Raw genomic sequence first — 18,025 nt, 5'->3', positions numbered from 1 at the left:
ACAAGGTGTTTCATCTGTAACCTCGACCCAGTCCACCTCATCCTGTTTGATTTCATAATACATATCAAGCACAATCGCACTGTCGATAATATCTTTCATTTGAATATTCGCAATCTGGATATGTTCGACGATGCCGCCGCGACCTCTCGTGCTCTTGAAGCGAAGTCCGTTGTCTGTGCCTATGAACGTACAATCTGAGACATCAATATGACGGATATCACCCGACATTTCACTCCCCACCGTAAATCCACCATGTCCGTGGTACACGGTACAATTGCGGATGGAGACATACTCTGTAGGTGCGGCAGCCTCACGTCCTTGTTGGTTTTTACCAGATTTCAGACAGATCGCGTCATCCCCCACATCAAACATACAATCATGAATGTTCGCGAATCGGCATGATTCTAAGTCCAGCCCGTCTCCGTTGACCGAATACCATGGATTCCGCACCTTGACGTTGCGAATCGTCACGTGTTCGCACAGACGTGGGTGCAGACACCAGCTGCCTGAATTTTGAAAGGTAGGTCCATCCAATAGAATCTCTGTGCAGGCCGTTAACCCTAGCAGGACAGGACGCAAGTAAACTTGATAGGGCTCATAGTGAGCAATTTCGTAATTTCCTTCAGCTTGAAGCGCTTCTGTGTGCTTTCTCCCCATCATCGCTTCTTCAGTGGGCCACCACACATCATTGTCGTCGACTACGCCACCAGCTTGAACAATATCGTTCCATCGCTGCTCGGTCATTTCATGTTTTCTAACCGGACGCCACGCATCTCCTGAACCGTCGAAAATACCGTTCCCTGTAATCGCCACTTGTTGCAGCTGCTCCCCATACAGGGCTGGCATGGCTCTCACCGCTTTCAAGCCCTCGTAGTTGCTCAGGATGAGGGGATACTCCTCCCATTTTCGGCTGAACGTTACTAATGCCCCTTCATCCGTATGCAGCCGAACTCGGCTTTGCAGTCGAATGGGACCTGTTAACCATATCCCGCGAGGGATGACAACCGTTCCTCCTCCAGATGCTGCACAAGTCTCAATCGCCTTGTTAATCGCTGCCGTGTTGGAATGGCATCCATCGCCCACGGCTCCAAACTCAGTAATTACAAAGTGTTTATTCGGAAAATCAGGTACTTTCACGGATTGAACTTTCTGTGTCATGATGTACGCTCTCCTTACCTAATATTGTTTATCTTATTATTAAGGAAAAGTGTTTGCCTAGCTATGCACTACAGACAACCAATTTGCTAGATGAATTCTAATAGCTTGCTGTATAAGGGCTCTCGGGTTTCCTCAGCAGCGCAGATAAAGAAAGAAGTTGTCTCCTGCACATTGGTTATATCCTGCATATGGCGATTTCGGTCCTATTCTCAAAATGAAAAAGACTCCCCCTTCTATTTTGGAAGAAGAAGTCTTCTTATCATTCTGGACTCGTATCAATGTACAGTCAGCCGAATTCAAAATGAACTTTTTCCATTTCAGGAGGTTCACATCTGGCCTGACACTTTACGGAGCTCATTCGCTAGACGGTGGAATTCTTCCCTAGCTTCGACATCCTCCGTGCTTGTCCAAGCAGCAGATAAACTCACAACCCTTCCCCCTTGCTTCGCAAAATTTGAATGAATTGCTTTACAATGAGCGGAAGTGGCAGACCCAAACGTCCGTAATTTTCAGTGATAGATATCAATTCATTCGCCAAGTAAAAATAGATCGCGCCTGTCATCATGAGGTCTGTATCCAAGAGAATATCCATGCGATGAGCCAGCATAATGACAAGCAGCATCAGTCCTTTGCGTGCAAGTCTCCAAAACCCATATTTACTGATAGACCCTTGCTGTTCTTTCATCGAGGCGGCAATGCCGGTAACATATTCGACGGTTATCGCCATAAAGAATAGACTGATAATCTCACTCCGCTCACCTAAAGTGTAAGTCACAACGGCTCCAAACGTGTCTGAAAACAGGTTAAATCCAAAATTGTTCATGTGTTGCTCCTTTCTTTTTGGTGTTTTGAAATTCAAAACATTTTTTTCTTTTCAAAACATTTTTTCACTCCTTACGCCTCCGCCGGAACGGTTTCTTGTTCATCCGCTTAGCAACATCGCCTCCCTTGCTTGGCTACACAACGATCTTACCATGCCATAATCAGAGCGAATTGCCAAAAAACTGCCAATTCCTGATCAGCCTTATTGCACCTTCACTTCCAGTCGCAACATGTACGCTAACTTTTCAATGGCTCTTGCCTTTATCCGATGATAGGTACGCTCACTCAAATTAAGCTCATGAAACAGTAGAAAATCGAATGTCTTGTCTCTTTTTAAATAACGTTCCCGGATAATCCCTTGTTCTTGCTCGTCTAGCCGAGATATAGCCTGCTCCACTTCATCACATATACCTCGCAAATGTTCATCTGATCCCACCTGGTAAGCAGCTGTGCGCTCCGCCACTTTGAACCATTCCTTCCTAGCCGAAATAGCTTCATTCACTTTTCTTAAATCCCCCAACGCTCGATACATGCGCACGGCTTCAAGCACACTTTCCACCCTTTTGCGTGTTGCTCGGCGATCAATCTGTTCTTGCTCTATATTCAAAATACGTTCTACCATCCCTTGATCATCTCCTAAAATTTGTCGTTTTGAAATTCTAAACACATCATACGTTGTCTTGTTTAAAATTTCAACACAAAAAGTTTTGAAATTCAAAACTTTTTGGTGATCTCCCCTTGTTTTTTGCACCGCTCACCATTTACAATAGAATCAGGTGATCAAACGATGAAAGATATGGTGCAATTCGGTATCCGAATCCGGGATCTGAGAAAGATGAACAATTATTCCCTCAGAGAGCTTGGTGAACGGTCCGGTGTTAGTTATTCATTTATTAACTCCATAGAAAATAACCGCTTTAGCCCCTCAAGGGAAACGGTTATTGCCTTAGCAGATGCACTTCGTATAGCTGAGAAGGACGAGCTTCTGCTGCTTGCTGGATTTGCTCCAACGGAAGAGGAGTCACTCGACGGACTATCTGGAGACAGTCTTGATGAAGTCGATGACCCTGATGTGAGCTTATTTTTTAAAGACTTCAAAAGTGCTCCTAAAGAGCGCCGCGATGAGATGCTCCGTTTCTGGAACTTCATCAAAGAGCAGCAGCAGAACCGAACACCTGACAGCCAGCAGTAATCGAGGTAATCTTTTAATAACGTAAAGCTAAGCCCTGACGGGCTTTTCTTTACCACAAATAAGCGAACATACATTCTTGAATCGAGGTGTTTTCACCTGTTCACTCATTACCAGACAACCTCCCTTGAACAGTGGGTAGAGGCTTTATATAGTCAACTTGGCATCGTATCACCAGCTCAGCTCAGCGTGACGAACTTGGCTGCTAAGCTGCAAATTTGGGTTTATACGATGGATATGAACAGCATGGCCATTGAAAAAGATGGACTATTCAGCATCAATGTTGACCGCCGATTATCCGTTAAAGAACAGTGGGAAGACTTTCTGCATGAGCTTTGTCATGTACTTCGTCATTCTGGCAACCAGATGGTGATGCCTGATCGCTATGTCGATTGGCAAGAGCAGGATGCATCTGCGTTTCAGCTCTACGCGGCTATTCCAATGTCCATGCTGAAGAAACTATCGCTGCCTGAACAAAAGAATGAAATGGTCGCCTTTCTTTCTGAAGAATTTCAGGTGACCTATCGACTTGCCAATGAACGGATCGAACAAATCCAGCGGCGCGTCCTACAAGGGATACTGGATCATGAATATCAGCAATTTTCACAGAGTCAAGTGAGGACATACGATTCAGCCAATTGGTCTGACGCAACCCGCACCATCATGAACAAACTGGAGCAATTAAAGCAAAAAGGAGGAATGGCCGATCGTCAAATTAGCCGTCTTTTATGACTTTCATGAAGAGCGTATACAGCCATTCCTCATGGCGTTGCGTTTTCAGCCTAACGAACTCGATTTTAGTAAATCCACCCTTTACATTCCAATAAGCGCTCCTTTTCAGCAGCTTCATATGGAAGAAATCCCCGAGCTAGAAGCCGGAATAACCGTGCTGATTGAAGACCTCATCGTCAATCCTGCACGTCCTGCTTCTATTGGCATCAGCCTCTCACGAATAAAGCAACGACATACGATCCTACTCGATGAGCACCCTTCAATCCAGCAACTATGGATTCGCATGACCGACATCGAAGAAGTACTGCAGATGGAAATCCGATCCCTATATAGCTGGTCTTCCAAATGAGAAAAACCATACATCCATTGAACATAATGTTCAATTACGATGTATGGTTTTTTTGTCTTTAAAGCGTTCAACGCGCCGCGTGATTACTCAGCGATATAAGAACAAATATAGTCGCTCACTGTTTTCACTTCGAGCTTGAATTTCGCGTTCGCTGGCACGGTGAACTCACCTTGACCACTGATTGTAATCCACTCTGTGCTGCCTGGAAGCAATACGTTCAGCTCACCAGCTTGGATTTCCATAATTTCTTTCACATCTGTTCCGAACTCATATTCACCTGGAAGCAGGATGCCTAGTGTTTTCTTCGTGCCATCTGCGAATTGCACAGTGCGGCTTGTTACTTTGCCATCGAAATAAACATTGGCTTTCGTTAGTACGGTTACATTTTCAAAGCTGGACATGGTTAAAAGTTCCCCCTCTAAAATGACTATGAATAAGTACAAGCCGAGGCTCAGACGAGCTGAGCCCCTGCCATTATATTAACCTAACAAAGCTTTCACGCGTGCTGCAACGTTCTCTGGTGAGAAGCCGTATTCTCTAAGAACGGTATCCCCTGGTGCGGATGCTCCGAAAGTGGAGATTCCTAGGATTGAACCCTCGTCGCCTGTATAACGCTCCCAGCCAAGTGGGTACGCCATCTCAACAGCAAGACGCTTCTTCACGCCTGGTAAGATAACGGAATCTTTGTATTCTTTGGATTGCTTCTCGAATAGTTCCAAGCTCGGTAAGCTGACAACACGAACGTTGATGCCTTCGGCTTGCAGCAATTTCTGAGCAGCTACAGCCAGTTGTACTTCGGAACCTGTTGCTAGGATTTGTGCATCTGGTTGACCGTTTGCAGCGTCGGATACCACGTATCCGCCTTTGCTTAGGTTCGCTTTAGCTCCTTCAACCGTACCTGGAAGGATCGGCAAGTTTTGACGAGTCAAGACAAGCGCAACTGGACCTTTCGCTTCTGCAATCGCATAACGCCAAGCTTCGGACGTTTCGTTACCATCAGCAGGACGGATGACTGTGATGCCTGGAATAACGCGAAGTGCTGGAAGTTGTTCGATCGGCTCATGCGTCGGTCCATCTTCACCAACAGCGATACTATCATGCGTTAGAACATAAATAACAGGAAGCTGCATAAGTGCTGCAAGACGGATGGAAGCACGCAGGTAGTCGGAGAATACGAAGAATGTTGCTCCGTATACTTTAACACCGCCATGAAGCGCCATACCGTTCATTGCTGTACCCATACCGAACTCACGAACACCGAACCATACGTTGCGTCCCGCATAGTTGCTAGCGCTATAGTTGGATTCGCCTTTGATCATCGTGTTGTTGGAGCTCGCTAGATCCGCGGAACCACCAATCAATTGCGGCAATTTGCCTGCAACAGCATTGATCGCATTACCGGAAGCAACACGTGTAGCCATAGGCTTGTCTTCTGTCGTGTACGTAGGAAGTTCAGCATCCCAACCAGCTGGCAATTCGCCATTCACAGCAGCGTTGAATTGGTTACCAAGCTCTGGATAAGCTTTAACGTAATCGTTCAACAGGTTCGTCCAAGCTTGCTCAGCAGCCGTACCTTCTTTTTGAATTTCTGCGTAGTGTGCGCGAACTTCGTCCGGAACATAGAAGTCCGGCTCTTCCGGCCAGCCATAAGCTTGTTTCGTCAATTTCACTTCGTCGCCGCCAAGTGGTGAACCGTGTGGTCCAACGTGACCGCCTTTACCACCTTTGTTCGGGGAACCGAAACCGATTGTCGTCTTCACTTCAATCAACGTAGGACGAGTTGTATCAGCTTTCGCTTCAGCAATCGCCTTGGAGATTGCTGCAAGGTCATTCTGCTCTTCTACGCGAATCACTTGCCAGCCGTAAGCTTCGAAACGTGCTTGCACGTTTTCAGAGAACGCCATATTCAATTCGCCATCAAGCGAAATATCGTTGGAATCGTACATCATGATCAATTTACCCAATTTCAAATGAGCTGCAAGCGAAACAGCCTCAGAGGAAACACCCTCCATCATATCGCCATCGCCGCAAATTGCGTACGTGTAGTGGTCGATAACAGGGAAGTTTTCTTTGTTGTAAGTCTCTCTCAAGTGAGCTTCAGCCATCGCCATACCTACTGCCATACCAACGCCTTGTCCAAGTGGACCTGTCGTTGCATCAACACCTGCCGTGTGACCATACTCGGGGTGACCAGGGGTTTTGCTTCCCCATTGGCGGAAGTTCTTGATCTCTTCCATTGGCAAATCATAGCCACATAGGTGAAGCAAGCTGTATAGAAGCATGGAACCATGTCCCGCAGATAGTACGAAACGGTCACGGTTGACCCATTTAGGATTCGACGGATTGTGTTTCATATGCTGTTTCCATAGCACGTAGGCCATTGGAGCAGCCCCCATAACCATACCAGGATGGCCGGATTTAGCTTTCTCAACTGCATCGATACCGAGTGTACGGATCGTGTCGACAGCTAATTGTTCAATTGTTTTCGTAGTTGCAGTCATTCGAAAATTCCCTCCATGATTTCTGTATTTTCATAAATAATCGACTTGTACATACAAGTGTCTTTTCTCGCTTGCATTATTGTACCATTTGCTTTAAGGCTTTGCCACAATAACCCGTTAAAACGTTATACTTCTCGCCTATATATAAATAGGCTGCACCCATAACTGGGTACAACCTGCTTTACACTAGTTAAAAACAACCGTTTTATTATTGTGGACGATAATGCGATCCTCAACATGCCAAGCTACTGCACGTGCAAGAACGATTCGTTCGATGTGACGACCAATTCTTTTCAAATCCTCAACATTATCTCGGTGACTCACTCGCTGCACATCCTGCTCAATAATCGGACCGGCGTCTAGCTCGTCCGTCACATAATGCGCTGTCGCACCAATAATCTTGACTCCGCGGTTATGCGCTTGTGCATAAGGCTTACCGCCTACAAAAGCAGGTAAGAAGGAGTGGTGAATATTGATGATGCGATTTGCGTAATTTTGGATAAATGATGGGGAAACGATCTGCATATAGCGAGCAAGCACAATCGCATCGACGCCATCACCAATGACTTCAAGCTGGCGCTGTTCCGCCTCTGCTTTGGTTGCCGCGGTAACGGGAATGTGATGAAATGGAATCCCGAAGGGCTCCACCAGAGAACGCATATCGTTATGGTTAGAGATCACCATCGCAATATCCGCATTGAGATCCCCTGCACGCCAATGCCATAATAATTCGAGCAAGGCATGGTCTTCCTTCGAAACGAATATCGCAATCCGCTTCTTCTGACTTGCCAGGGCAAGGCTCCAGTCCATCGAGAACTTCTCAGCAACGGTGGAGAAATCCGCTCTTAATGTCTCTACGCGACTCGCCAATTCTGTTAAATCGAATTCAATTCGGATGAAGAACATCCCGCCTTCTGGATCCATCGTGTACTGATCCGATTGCACAATATTCGCACCATATTCAAATAGAAATTGTGATACTGCTGCTACTATACCCGGCTGATCCGGGCAAGAAATTAGCATTCTTGCTCTATTCACCAAATCGCTCTCCCGGCGATTTGAGCTGTTCGTGGTTCCCGCTTCCATCTGTATCCCCCTAGCAATTTCTGTCTATGTGAAACTTAAGCCTTCTTCAAGATGTCATTTCCAGCAAGCCAAACAATCAATCGTTGATTGATTTGTTCTTCACTTAGATCAGCGAAAAGGCGTTCCTCATGAAGAATATCATATAAACGTTCCAGCGGCTCACGTCCATCCGCTTTCTTCGCTTTGGCATCATTTTTGAGCAATTCCCATGTTTTAAGAACGAAGTCACGGTAGTGAATATCTTTTTTGTTCATCAAAAAGTCAATTCGCTCCACTTGGTCCAGGAACTCGCCGCCAAAACGACCACTTAAGTTTCCGGAAAGCAACGCAATTTCCGCTTCATACATCGGACGTTGTGTTTTGTCTTCTTTTCCAATCCAAGGTGTCTCTAGAATCATCGGCAAATGCTGCAACTTCTCATGGTTAGCAATATTATTCATCGCTTCAAAACCAATCCAACCAGAACCAAGTGGTGCATGGCGATCTTTGCTAGCTCCGCGAGGATTCTTACTGTCATTCAAATGAATGACACCGAGCTTCTCAAGTCCAATCGTACGATCGAAATGGTGCAGCACGCCGTCCAAATCATTCACGATATCATACCCCGCATCGTGAATATGGCAAGTATCCATACATACAGTCAACTTATTGTTGAACTCCACGCGCTCCATGATTTCTGCGATTTCCTCGAAGCTGCGGCCAATTTCTGTCCCTTTACCAGCCATCGTTTCCAGCGCAATGTTAACGTTCGTATCTTTAACCCCAGCAAGCACTTCATTCAAGCCATCAGCAATTCTTGCAATCCCATAGTCTGCATCCTTGTCCGTGTAAGCACCAGGATGAAGTACGATATTGCGAACACCAATGTAATCCGTCCGGCGGATTTCTTCTTGAAGGAAACGCACTGCGAGTTCAAAGGTATCATCTTTATAGGAACCCAAGTTGATAATGTAAGGTGCATGAACGACGATCTCATTCATCGCATGCTTGTCCATCACGGCTTTGCCTTCTTCAATATACTGCTCTTCAATCGGTTTACGGCGCGTATTTTGCGGTGCGCCCGTGTATATCATAAACGTAGATGATCCGTAGGAAACGGCTTCTTCTGCTGCATTTAATAAGCCTTTATCTGAGAACGAAACGTGTGATCCAATTTTCGGCATAGTCCATAACTCCTTTATTAGTAGCTGCTACCCTCCTATTTTACTCGTATTGTCGCAAGAAATCTAGAAATAAGGTATAATTCTTACTATCTTTGTTGAAGACAATTAGTGAGGTGACAAATAAATGGCAAATGATTTTTTCATGTGGTTCATCATTTTCTGGGTATGCGTGTTGCTTTTATTCATGTCCATCGGCGGGTACTTCATGTTCCGCAAGTTTATTAAGGTACTGCCTAAAGAGGACGGTAAGTCTAAACTCGATTGGCAGAATCATTACGTGGACACATCCCGACATCTATGGACGGCAGATTCCAAAGCTTTTCTCGACCAATTAGTATCACCTGTACCGACAGCGTTCCGTGATATTGCCAAGCATTCTATCGCCGCGCGTATCGGACAAGTAGCTTTAGAGGCCAATGCGAATGAGGTCACACGAGAACACTGTATCGAAGGTTACATACTTGCAACGCCGAAACGAGACTATCGGAGCTTGACCAGCTTTCTCGAAAAGCAAAAGATTGATTACAGCGCGTTCAAGCATTTATTGAGTTAGTAGAAACACGCCCTCTTTTTATCAAGAGGGCGTGGTTTGATTCATAAGATGGCGTCTATTCCCATCCCTTGTAACTAATAATTTTGGCTGGCACACCTGCAACAACAGCGTTATCTGGCACATCTTTCGTTACGACCGAATTCGCACCAATCATTACATTATTACCTATCACGATTTTCCCAATAATCTTGGCTCCAGGTGCGATATATACCTTATTTCCTATTTGTGGAACCCCCTTCTTTTCCCCCCTGCCGGCAATCCCAATCGTAACGCCTTGTCCAATATTGCAGTTCTCACCGATGATGGTATCCCGATGAACCACGATCGTGCCATAATGAGGTAAATACACCCCTTTGCCAATTTTGGTTCCAAGCGGAATTTGAATGCCCATCACGACTGAAAAGAATTTATGAAGGATAAACAGGATGATATATAACAATTGTTTAATAACAGGAATCTTAACATGATCTTTCACATAACTCCCTGCCCGATAGATGATGAGATACCACATAGGCTCATGAAGAATTAGCATTTTCATTTTGGATAATAAACTAACGTGGTTTCCTACTTTTACATAACGATGAATGTCAGCTCTTAAATAGGCAATCAAGGCATCTCACCACTTTATCTATCAATTTGGTTAAGCTCATTTATAGCACTTTAAGAATTTGGGCTGGCAACTCTGCTTCCTCCACAACAAGCGGAATTTCTTTCGCAAGTTTAACCCTTAATTCCTGCCTATTCAGCCAACAATGATGGATCATCTGTATGAAAGACTCGGGTTCAATATCGGAGATATCTACCACATAGTCATGTAAACCAAGCATTTCCATAATGCCTCTCGTTTTATGTTCATAATTGATGGCGACAGTGGGGATATGATTGGAGAGAGCAAAAATATTGGAATGCATTCTAGTTCCAACAAACATATCCATTTTAGAATATAAATACTTTAATTCCCTGGGGTGGAAATCAAACGCCAATAACTCCGCATGCCCTGCGTCTATTCCTTCTAGCACTTCTCTGCTGATGATTCTATCATCATTAAAGGCATTGGGCCCAAGCACTTGAGGCATTAACAATACCTTCCCCTGATAAGCCTCATGAATATATGTAATCGCATCTCTGATACTTGCTATATACTTGGACCTATACAATTGCGTATCCTTCATCTCCGGAAAATTCCAATCTCTAACCGTGAACCCAATAATAGGGCCATCGTGTGCCCCTTTGATCCCCTCCATAATGCGATCTACCCGTGGAGAACTTACTTCCTGCATAGAAAATGCGGAATCAGGCACTAATACTACGTTCTTATTGCTGCACCCTATTTTCTCAAGCCATCGTTTGGAAACAGCTTCTCGCAGAAAGATACGATCTACCTGATCGAGAATCTCCTTCGCCAACTTTTGCATATAGGTATTATAAAAAGGGCCAATGGATTGCGAATAAATTACAACTGGCTTGCCGTAGTTAAAAGCGGTTTTAATTTGAACCAAATGCTGCATAAGCGCTACACTAAATCTGTGTGAAAGTAAAAATCCCCCTCCACAACTGACCACCACATCCGCCCATTCATAATCATCTGATTTAATTTTTCTTAGATTCTTCAAATAAGGCAGCAGCCTCAATACCGATCCAATCTTTTCTATTCTCGAAGTATCGGGATCAATAGAAACATTATCCACACAAGAAGTAACCTGTTCTTCATAAAATTCATTATCAATTTCCGGGAATCTGCTATGAATTCTAATGCTGCAATCGATATTGTGTTTTTTTATCGCATCGATCATTGAAAGAACAATTCCTGCATCTCCTTTATTCTTGGAGGAATGGGCATTAATAATTAAAATATTCATCCTAGCTTCATCTCCTTTTTTCTACGAAAGATTAGCTTCTTCATGAAGACGATAAGGTCATCTTCTTTCATGACAAGTAATAGAGCAATAAAAGTGAAGTAGGCTAACAGCGTGTATAAGCTCAATCCAATAACAGTGTAAAATGTATTCATTACGAATAAGCTTCCGAACAAATGAACCAGCTTAAGCAAATAGATGGCTAATCCACATCCTCCCATGGCCACGCAAAGTTTCATCATTTTTCGGATAAAGTCTTTCGACCATACGAAATCTTGTTTCTTTTTTAGTAAGATAGCCGTAATAACAGCTGTGACGATAAATGCCATACTTGCTGATAACCCGAGCCCTATAATACCCATCGTTTTCACTAAAATGAAACTGAGAACAATGTTCACCAATGTGCCAGAAATCATAATATAGGTTGGTGTTTTCGTATCTCCGTAACTATAGAAAGCTCTCAATGTGACCTCTCTAAACCCAATGGCAATGATCCCTATGGAATAGGCCCAAAAAATAGCAGAAGTCATTGCCGTGGCTTGCGCATCGAAGCTCCCTCTTTCTAACAGTGTTTGGACGATGACATGACTAAAAGACATGAATATGACGGTTAGAGGCATTAAGAGAATGAACAGTGAAAACAAACTATTGTGCGTTAGTGTACTAACTTTCTCGTAATCTTGGTTATGTGAAAGCCGTGATAGTTCAGGGAACGTAAGTGTAATTACGGGGGTAATACAGATGCCGGTCGCTATCCCCCTTAAATTAAAGGCATAGGACAGAGCAGCAATTGCTCCCTCAGAGATGCCTGAAGCCAATATCCGGTCTACGACGGAATTAAATTGAGTGAAGCCAGAGCTAATCATGATCGGATAGAGCAATAGCAAGAATTTCTTAGAGTTTGAACTCCAAAGCTCCACATTTCTGACGACTTTATATTGATGACCTTTAATCAGTAAGTAAAGTATGACAAGTTGTAGGACATAGGAGACCAGCGTTGTAACGGCAACGCCAACAATCCCGTACTTATCTGCGAATAACCAAAGATAGGCAATAATAATGAGGTTATTGGGGAGGATGCTAGCTGCTGAAGCCATATAATCATGAAATGTATTCAACATTAAGGTATAGATCTGAATGGCGATGACAATAAATACGAGAGGGAATAATATTCTCACAAGCGTTATGGCTAAGGCTTCCGCTTCCTCTGTTAAGCCAGGCGCAAGTAGATGAATAAAATGTTGTGTAAATACGATTACCACCGTATAAGCCACAATAAAAATAGCCAAAAACAGGAATAACACATTGTTCGTAAATAGATTCGATTTTCTTTTATCCGAAGCAAAATTAACGAATAAGGGAAGAAACACGCTGCTAAGCGTAAAGGAGAATGTGATAGCTAACATAGTTGGCGTTAACGCAACGTAATACGCATCTGCCAGTGAAGAAGTCCCGTAATTTTTGGCTATCAATATCTCCCTTGTAAATCCGAGTAACTTACTTGCTATTGTGATCAAAAATAAGACTAACCCCGTTTTAAACAGTACTCGAGTCATAGGCATACTTCCTTTTGGCATAGAGTTGTACGCTTGCCTGACTACTTAGTAAGTGATCTCCTTTTTCAACTTGAGAGGCTGCCATGCCCATGACTGCAAAAATAAAAATATACTGTGGAGAGCCATTAAATATTTGCTCCCCTAACGATTCTACCAAGCTCTGAATGATGATAAATAAAGAAAAGAGGAGAAATACTTTCCCATTCTTCCTAATTCTTGCATCATGCAATTTCACATAAATCCCTCTCATGACATAGATAAAAAAAGAAATAAATAGGATGGTTCCCAGAATGCCAACCTCACCAATAATCGATGGCCAGTACGTATCGGTTGCCCACTTTGGATCATCTGGGCTCAAACCGTATACGCTTTGTAAACCATATTCATAATAAACAGGACTGTAGTCCACTCTGGCTATCCAACTCCCAAATCTCCCAAATCCCTCCCCTAGCGGAAAATCATGAAACCCAATTGTAAACCCCGTGTGATACAAGGCTTTACGAGCTGAGTCCATATAATCTACGGAAATGTATCTGTCTATGGTTAACATGGTCAGATTGTTTATCATGTCTCCAAAAAACAAATAGATGATGATGCCTACGCAAGCAAGTGCTGCCGTATAGATGCGTTTCTTCATGGCAACTAAAGTTAAGATAACGGCTATTGCCAGCAACACCTTAAATCGCAGCGAAAGAAAAGCAAGGATAAAGAAAACAATCGTAAAGATGAGTGATTTTTTGGGTTTGTGAACGAGATAATGCGATAAATAGTACAGACCTACAAATACCATAAACCAGCCATATGTACCTGGATGAATAAAAAATGATTGCACACTTACTAAATTAGATCTCGCATCTAACAGATTATTCGTATGCAAGAAATTTCGAAATTGCTCATGGAATAAGAGATCAACAAGCGCAAAAACAGCTGCCAACCCACCAAGAACCTTAAAAAAACGTATCAGTTGCCGAATATTATTTCCGTTCATCGTTAGGTTTTTAAAAATAAAAAATAATAAAAACCCTTTAATCGTTAATAATCCACCTGCTAACGTCGTACTTATTGGCACTTGATTAATGGCGCTAGACAGCAGCCCGAAAAACAAAACCCCTATCGTGACTAGCGACAATATCAATGTACTTTTCTTAATTCTAAAATTTGATTTGACTATGATGATTCCTATGCTTCCTATAATGAAGAATTCGTCCATGTAAGATAAATAGCTGCCTAAAGTGCTGTTCATTTGGATGGTTATAAGATCTTGAGCTAACATGAATAAAAAAAAGCACAAGATACCTCTCATCGTTAAGCTCACTATGAATCATTCCTTTTAGATGCTATTTGTCATTTTAAAATAAGCCTTTGATACATGTGTGATAATTCTTTCATCAGCATATTGATATCGAATTGATTATGAATCAATGTCCTGTTCTTCTCTCCCATTGTAACAATCGTGTTCTGGTCGTGAATTAGAATTTCCAGTGATTTCGTTAGTCCCTCGATGTCACCGGGCTCAATGAGATAACCATTTTCCCCATGTTGGATAAGCTCAGGTATTCCCCCTACGTAAGTTGAAATAACCGGCAATGAAAAATTCATAGCTTCTAAGATGGCCATTGGCAACCCTTCATGGTAGGAGGGCAGCACTAGCATATCTGCTTTTCTTAGCAATTCTTCCTTCTCATGTACGTTAATCCAACCTAGCACTTCAACCATATCCTCGATTTGATAGTCTTTTAGTAGTTGTTTCACTTCCGTAATTTCGCCATCACCAGCTAACAGGAACTTACTTTTAACTTCTTTTTCTTTTAAGTTTTTAATCGCTAGAAGCAGATCATATACGCCCTTTCGCTCTCCCAATCTCCCTAGGAAAAGACAAGTGGGTGTAGAATTCGTCCGGCTAACTTGCTCCTCCATTTTAAAAACCCCATTATAAAGAATCTCTATTTTCCTATGTGGAACAATGGTAGAGAAATATTTTTTCCATTCTTGCGATAAAACGACTAATAAATCAACGCGATTTAGGATGAACTGACAATATCTCTTCTGAACCCAATTGTGATTATAAAAATCATCGAAGCTTGCTGCATGTATGTGCAGGATGATGGGAACTCTGACTATTTTACCAATCATCACCATCATGGATTTCCTGTAAAAGCTCCCTCCATTGGACATATGAATGTGAACGATATCTGGCCGATGCCATAACAACTGATAGAGGTAGCGAAACAGACCTACTATGAAAATGTGTAATCGAGCTATGACGCTCCCTGTAATGTAAGTTTCCACTCTAGTTAACTCATAGCTTTCCGTGAGATTCGATTGCTCAATATTTCTTATGACCGTAACGATTCCGCCCATATCCTTTAACGATGAACCTACAACAAGTATCTTGGATTTCATCTGGCTCCCCTCCTATCCTAAGGTTTGGATATATGCCTTAATTGCGTAAAGGAGGTTGGATTCCTCTTGTATGTATGTGTTGAAGTGCAGATGATCGATCTTCGAAACAAGAATCCTTAATTGATCCACGTTTTCTGCAACCTGAATGTATCCTTTTTCTTGAAAAGCAGATGAAATTTCGGATTGATGATCATCTACATGTTCGCCTAATATCTTTTTTCTAGGCATAACAATAACTTTTTTCCCACAATTAAGCGCATTGAGAATAGAACCGATTCCACCATGCGTAATGCAAACGTCGCACTCTCTCGTTAATTGATCTATATCTTCAAGTTTGTAAAAGTCTGAATACGGATAATGCCTGGGCTTATAATCCGAATATCCAATCTGAGCGATAACGGAATCTGTCAGTACGCCTTCTTCTACTAATTGATCTACTGCACGTAATAAGCGATTGAATTGAAATCTTTGCGTACCTACCGTTATCAAAATCAATATAAGCTCCCCCTGTACGTCCCTTCCGGATAAACTTCTCTTAATTGCTCCCATTGAATATAAAATTGATCTGCAATTTTATAAATGAACCTACCGGTTACACTCGATGTATACACTTTGGCAAAGCTTTCAATGTACACTATTTTCGACCCGAACATTTTCCCTAGCAAGCAGAGTCCAAGTACAGCGCCTGCTCCGGTAGTTATAATGACTTTTGGCCTCTCTTTAACTAAGATATACAGGGACATAAACAAATTAAGGAGTAGGTGGATGACGAGAAGTAGATTTTTTCTTTCCTGCTGCGCTAAGAAATAAACCCTTTCTTGGTCTTTCAGAGTCCGACTCATCTCGCTTTGCTCTGTAATAATAAAATAGTTATGTTCAGCAACTGCTGGAATGATTTTCTTCAATTCACCCAAGTGTCCTCCAGTGGAACTAGCTAAACAGATCTTCATCTAAGCTCTCTCCTTTTTGGGGATAACTGGGGAATGCACGGCACATCCCCAGTTATCCTCAATCAAATGGACGAATTCAGACTTCAATTAATAAGCATTTTTAGAACCGAGCAAGGCGCTAAATGTTTTCAGAATGATTTTTAATTCAAATGAGATTTTCCGCTCACGAATATATGTCAAATCCAATTCCACCATTTCCTCAAATCCAACATCGTTTCTCCCACTAACCTGCCATAACCCCGTACACCCTGGAGTAACTTGCAAACGTTGCTTATGATAGGAGCTGTACTGCTCAACCTCACGAATGAGTGGCGGTCTAGGCCCTACTAAGCTCATATCCCCTTTCAACACATTCCATAATTGCGGAAGTTCATCCATACTTGTTTTTCGCATGAATTTGCCGACTTTGGTAATACGGGGGTCTTCTTTCATTTTAAACATATGACCTTCCACTTCATTTTGGTCGAGTAAATCCGCAAGAAGCTCTTCTGCATTCGATACCATCGATCTAAACTTGTACATGTTGAATACTTTCTCGTCTTTACCTACTCGCTGCTGATAAAAGAAAATATGTCCCTTAGGATCTTCCAACTTCATACGTATAGCTAGCACAATGAACAAGGGTAAGCAACAAAGAAGTCCAAAACATGCACCTAGAATATCCAATACTCGTTTAGCAATTAAATAGTAAACCATGGAGCTATCTGCGCTTTTCCATCTTGTTCTAGGATAGTACTGGTTTGCCTCTATCACTGATGAATCGTTGGATAATTTAGACATTCGCTTCCCTCCTAACCAATCGCACGAGGTGACTTTTCACGTTTCAGCACTTCATTGAGTGCCTGTAAGAGTGGCACCCTAAGCTCATTGTTCCGAAGAGCGAAATCTAACGAAGTAAGGATGAACCCCAGCTTTTCGCCCACATCATACCTAATCCCATTAAAATGGTACGCATATACATTCTGTATGTCATTCAGTTTGGAAATCGCATCCGTCAATTGAATCTCTCCTCCGGCACCACGCTCCTGAAGATCAAGAAATTCAAATATTTCTGGTGTTAGAATGTAACGTCCCATAATAGCAAGCTTGGAAGGCGCTGTCCCCGGTTGTGGTTTCTCCACAAGATTGCGAACTTGATATAATTTCCCATTCCTATTCACAGGATCTATAATGCCATATCGTTTGGTTTCTTCCTCAGAAACAGGCTGTACGCCAATTACGGAGCATTGCGTCCTTTCATATTGATTCATTAATTGTTTTAAACAAGGTACGTCCGCCGTTACAATATCATCACCTAGCAACACAGCGAAGGGCTCGTTACCAATAAAGCGACGCGCACACCAAACGGCATGCCCAAGCCCCTTAGCTTCCTTTTGACGAATATAATGAATGTCTACTTTGGCCGGCCTCAGAATTTCCTCAAGAAGCTCCAACTTGCCTTTCTCCGCTAAGCTGTATTCTAATTCAAAGGCATTGTCGAAATGGTCCTCGATGGCACGCTTTCCTTTCCCCGTCACAATGATGATGTCTTCAATTCCTGATTCAACAGCTTCTTCAACGATGTATTGAATGGTCGGCTTATCGACAATGGGCAGCATTTCTTTCGGCATCGCTTTCGTTGCGGGTAAAAATCGGGTCCCTAAACCAGCTGCAGGAATAATTGCTTTCCTTACGGTTCTCTCCATCCCATACTCCTCCTAATATCTC

Annotated in this window: 19 protein-coding genes and 1 pseudogene; 4 read left to right on the top strand and 16 right to left on the bottom strand. The window is 42.8% G+C overall.

The window, feature by feature from the left end; translation table 11 throughout:
- Nucleotides 1-54: 54 nt before the first annotated feature.
- From ACSQ8O_RS07740 to ACSQ8O_RS07730, 3 genes and pseudogenes are all read right to left on the bottom strand, one after another.
- Nucleotides 55-1,158 (bottom strand): annotated as a pseudogene (locus ACSQ8O_RS07740) (glycoside hydrolase family 28 protein); the annotation flags it as partial.
- A 424-nt stretch (nucleotides 1,159-1,582) separates the two neighbouring features.
- The gene (locus tag ACSQ8O_RS07735) at nucleotides 1,583-1,981 is read right to left on the bottom strand and encodes a phage holin family protein (RefSeq protein WP_436241096.1); all 399 of its coding nucleotides are present in this window, start codon (nucleotides 1,979-1,981) and stop codon (nucleotides 1,583-1,585) included.
- Nucleotides 1,982-2,182: 201 nt separating this feature from the next.
- Nucleotides 2,183-2,602, bottom strand: a complete 420-nt coding sequence (locus ACSQ8O_RS07730) for an ArpU family phage packaging/lysis transcriptional regulator (protein WP_436241095.1) — start codon at nucleotides 2,600-2,602, stop codon at nucleotides 2,183-2,185.
- Nucleotides 2,603-2,767: 165 nt separating this feature from the next.
- Here ACSQ8O_RS07730 and ACSQ8O_RS07725 point away from each other — a divergent pair, with 165 nt between their 5' ends.
- The 3 genes from ACSQ8O_RS07725 (at nucleotide 2,768) to ACSQ8O_RS07715 (ending at nucleotide 4,250) form a co-directional block, all read left to right on the top strand.
- Nucleotides 2,768-3,172 carry a helix-turn-helix domain-containing protein gene (locus ACSQ8O_RS07725; RefSeq protein ID WP_436241094.1) on the top strand — a complete coding sequence of 135 codons (405 nt, stop codon included), beginning with the start codon at nucleotides 2,768-2,770 and terminating at the stop codon, nucleotides 3,170-3,172.
- A 186-nt stretch (nucleotides 3,173-3,358) separates the two neighbouring features.
- Entirely contained in the window at nucleotides 3,359-3,901 is a 543-nt protein-coding gene (locus ACSQ8O_RS07720) for an ImmA/IrrE family metallo-endopeptidase (protein ID WP_436241093.1), read from the top strand.
- A 31-nt stretch (nucleotides 3,902-3,932) separates the two neighbouring features.
- On the top strand, nucleotides 3,933-4,250 hold the full coding sequence (locus tag ACSQ8O_RS07715) for a hypothetical protein (protein WP_436241092.1): 318 nt from the start codon (nucleotides 3,933-3,935) through the stop codon (nucleotides 4,248-4,250).
- Nucleotides 4,251-4,333: 83 nt separating this feature from the next.
- Here ACSQ8O_RS07715 and ACSQ8O_RS07710 read toward each other — a convergent pair whose 3' ends face one another.
- From ACSQ8O_RS07710 to ACSQ8O_RS07695, 4 genes are all read right to left on the bottom strand, one after another.
- Complete coding sequence (locus tag ACSQ8O_RS07710; protein WP_056609015.1) at nucleotides 4,334-4,651, bottom strand: pyrimidine/purine nucleoside phosphorylase; 318 nt, start codon at nucleotides 4,649-4,651, stop codon at nucleotides 4,334-4,336.
- Nucleotides 4,652-4,729: 78 nt separating this feature from the next.
- Nucleotides 4,730-6,751, bottom strand: a complete 2,022-nt coding sequence (gene tkt / locus ACSQ8O_RS07705; RefSeq protein ID WP_436241091.1) for a transketolase — start codon at nucleotides 6,749-6,751, stop codon at nucleotides 4,730-4,732.
- 186 nt (nucleotides 6,752-6,937) lie between these two features.
- Nucleotides 6,938-7,837 (bottom strand): formyltetrahydrofolate deformylase, encoded by a 900-nt coding sequence (gene purU, locus ACSQ8O_RS07700; RefSeq protein ID WP_236288338.1) that lies wholly within the window; start codon nucleotides 7,835-7,837, stop codon nucleotides 6,938-6,940.
- Between the two features lie 35 nt (nucleotides 7,838-7,872).
- Entirely contained in the window at nucleotides 7,873-9,000 is a 1,128-nt protein-coding gene (locus ACSQ8O_RS07695) for a deoxyribonuclease IV (protein ID WP_436241090.1), read from the bottom strand.
- A 124-nt stretch (nucleotides 9,001-9,124) separates the two neighbouring features.
- Here ACSQ8O_RS07695 and ACSQ8O_RS07690 point away from each other — a divergent pair, with 124 nt between their 5' ends.
- The gene (locus tag ACSQ8O_RS07690) at nucleotides 9,125-9,553 is read left to right on the top strand and encodes a DUF2621 domain-containing protein (protein WP_436241089.1); all 429 of its coding nucleotides are present in this window, start codon (nucleotides 9,125-9,127) and stop codon (nucleotides 9,551-9,553) included.
- 55 nt (nucleotides 9,554-9,608) lie between these two features.
- On the opposite strand, the gene ACSQ8O_RS07685 is transcribed toward ACSQ8O_RS07690, so the two are convergent.
- The 9 genes from ACSQ8O_RS07685 to galU all read right to left on the bottom strand — a co-directional run bounded on the left by ACSQ8O_RS07685 (nucleotide 9,609) and on the right by galU (nucleotide 18,003).
- Complete coding sequence (locus ACSQ8O_RS07685) at nucleotides 9,609-10,091, bottom strand: serine O-acetyltransferase (RefSeq protein ID WP_436241088.1); 483 nt, start codon at nucleotides 10,089-10,091, stop codon at nucleotides 9,609-9,611.
- A gap of 112 nt (nucleotides 10,092-10,203) precedes the next feature.
- The gene (locus ACSQ8O_RS07680; RefSeq protein WP_436241087.1) at nucleotides 10,204-11,412 is read right to left on the bottom strand and encodes a polysaccharide pyruvyl transferase family protein; all 1,209 of its coding nucleotides are present in this window, start codon (nucleotides 11,410-11,412) and stop codon (nucleotides 10,204-10,206) included.
- Nucleotides 11,409-12,965, bottom strand: coding sequence for a murein biosynthesis integral membrane protein MurJ (gene murJ / locus ACSQ8O_RS07675; protein ID WP_436241086.1), 1,557 nt, complete (start codon nucleotides 12,963-12,965; stop codon nucleotides 11,409-11,411). Before murJ ends, ACSQ8O_RS07680 begins: the two co-directional genes overlap by 4 nt.
- Nucleotides 12,946-14,238 (bottom strand): hypothetical protein, encoded by a 1,293-nt coding sequence (locus ACSQ8O_RS07670; protein ID WP_436241085.1) that lies wholly within the window; start codon nucleotides 14,236-14,238, stop codon nucleotides 12,946-12,948. The genes murJ and ACSQ8O_RS07670 overlap by 20 nt, the downstream gene beginning before the upstream one ends.
- A gap of 71 nt (nucleotides 14,239-14,309) precedes the next feature.
- A complete protein-coding gene (locus ACSQ8O_RS07665) occupies nucleotides 14,310-15,368 on the bottom strand; it encodes a glycosyltransferase family 4 protein (protein ID WP_436241084.1) in 1,059 nt (352 codons plus the stop codon).
- Nucleotides 15,369-15,380: 12 nt separating this feature from the next.
- Complete coding sequence (gene pssE / locus ACSQ8O_RS07660; protein ID WP_436241083.1) at nucleotides 15,381-15,863, bottom strand: PssE/Cps14G family polysaccharide biosynthesis glycosyltransferase; 483 nt, start codon at nucleotides 15,861-15,863, stop codon at nucleotides 15,381-15,383.
- On the bottom strand, nucleotides 15,860-16,318 hold the full coding sequence (gene pssD / locus ACSQ8O_RS07655) for a PssD/Cps14F family polysaccharide biosynthesis glycosyltransferase (protein WP_436241082.1): 459 nt from the start codon (nucleotides 16,316-16,318) through the stop codon (nucleotides 15,860-15,862). The genes pssE and pssD overlap by 4 nt, the downstream gene beginning before the upstream one ends.
- A gap of 87 nt (nucleotides 16,319-16,405) precedes the next feature.
- A complete protein-coding gene (locus tag ACSQ8O_RS07650; protein WP_436241081.1) occupies nucleotides 16,406-17,098 on the bottom strand; it encodes a sugar transferase in 693 nt (230 codons plus the stop codon).
- Between the two features lie 11 nt (nucleotides 17,099-17,109).
- Complete coding sequence (gene galU, locus ACSQ8O_RS07645) at nucleotides 17,110-18,003, bottom strand: UTP--glucose-1-phosphate uridylyltransferase GalU (RefSeq protein WP_436241080.1); 894 nt, start codon at nucleotides 18,001-18,003, stop codon at nucleotides 17,110-17,112.
- Nucleotides 18,004-18,025 lie beyond the last annotated feature (22 nt).

The sequence above is a fragment of the Paenibacillus sp. LjRoot56 genome, from assembly GCF_964253335.1.
Classification (GTDB): domain Bacteria; phylum Bacillota; class Bacilli; order Paenibacillales; family NBRC-103111; genus Paenibacillus_E; species Paenibacillus_E allorhizoplanae.
The sequence above is the reverse complement of the archived record's forward strand: the minus strand, read 5'-3'. Positions and strand labels throughout refer to the sequence as shown.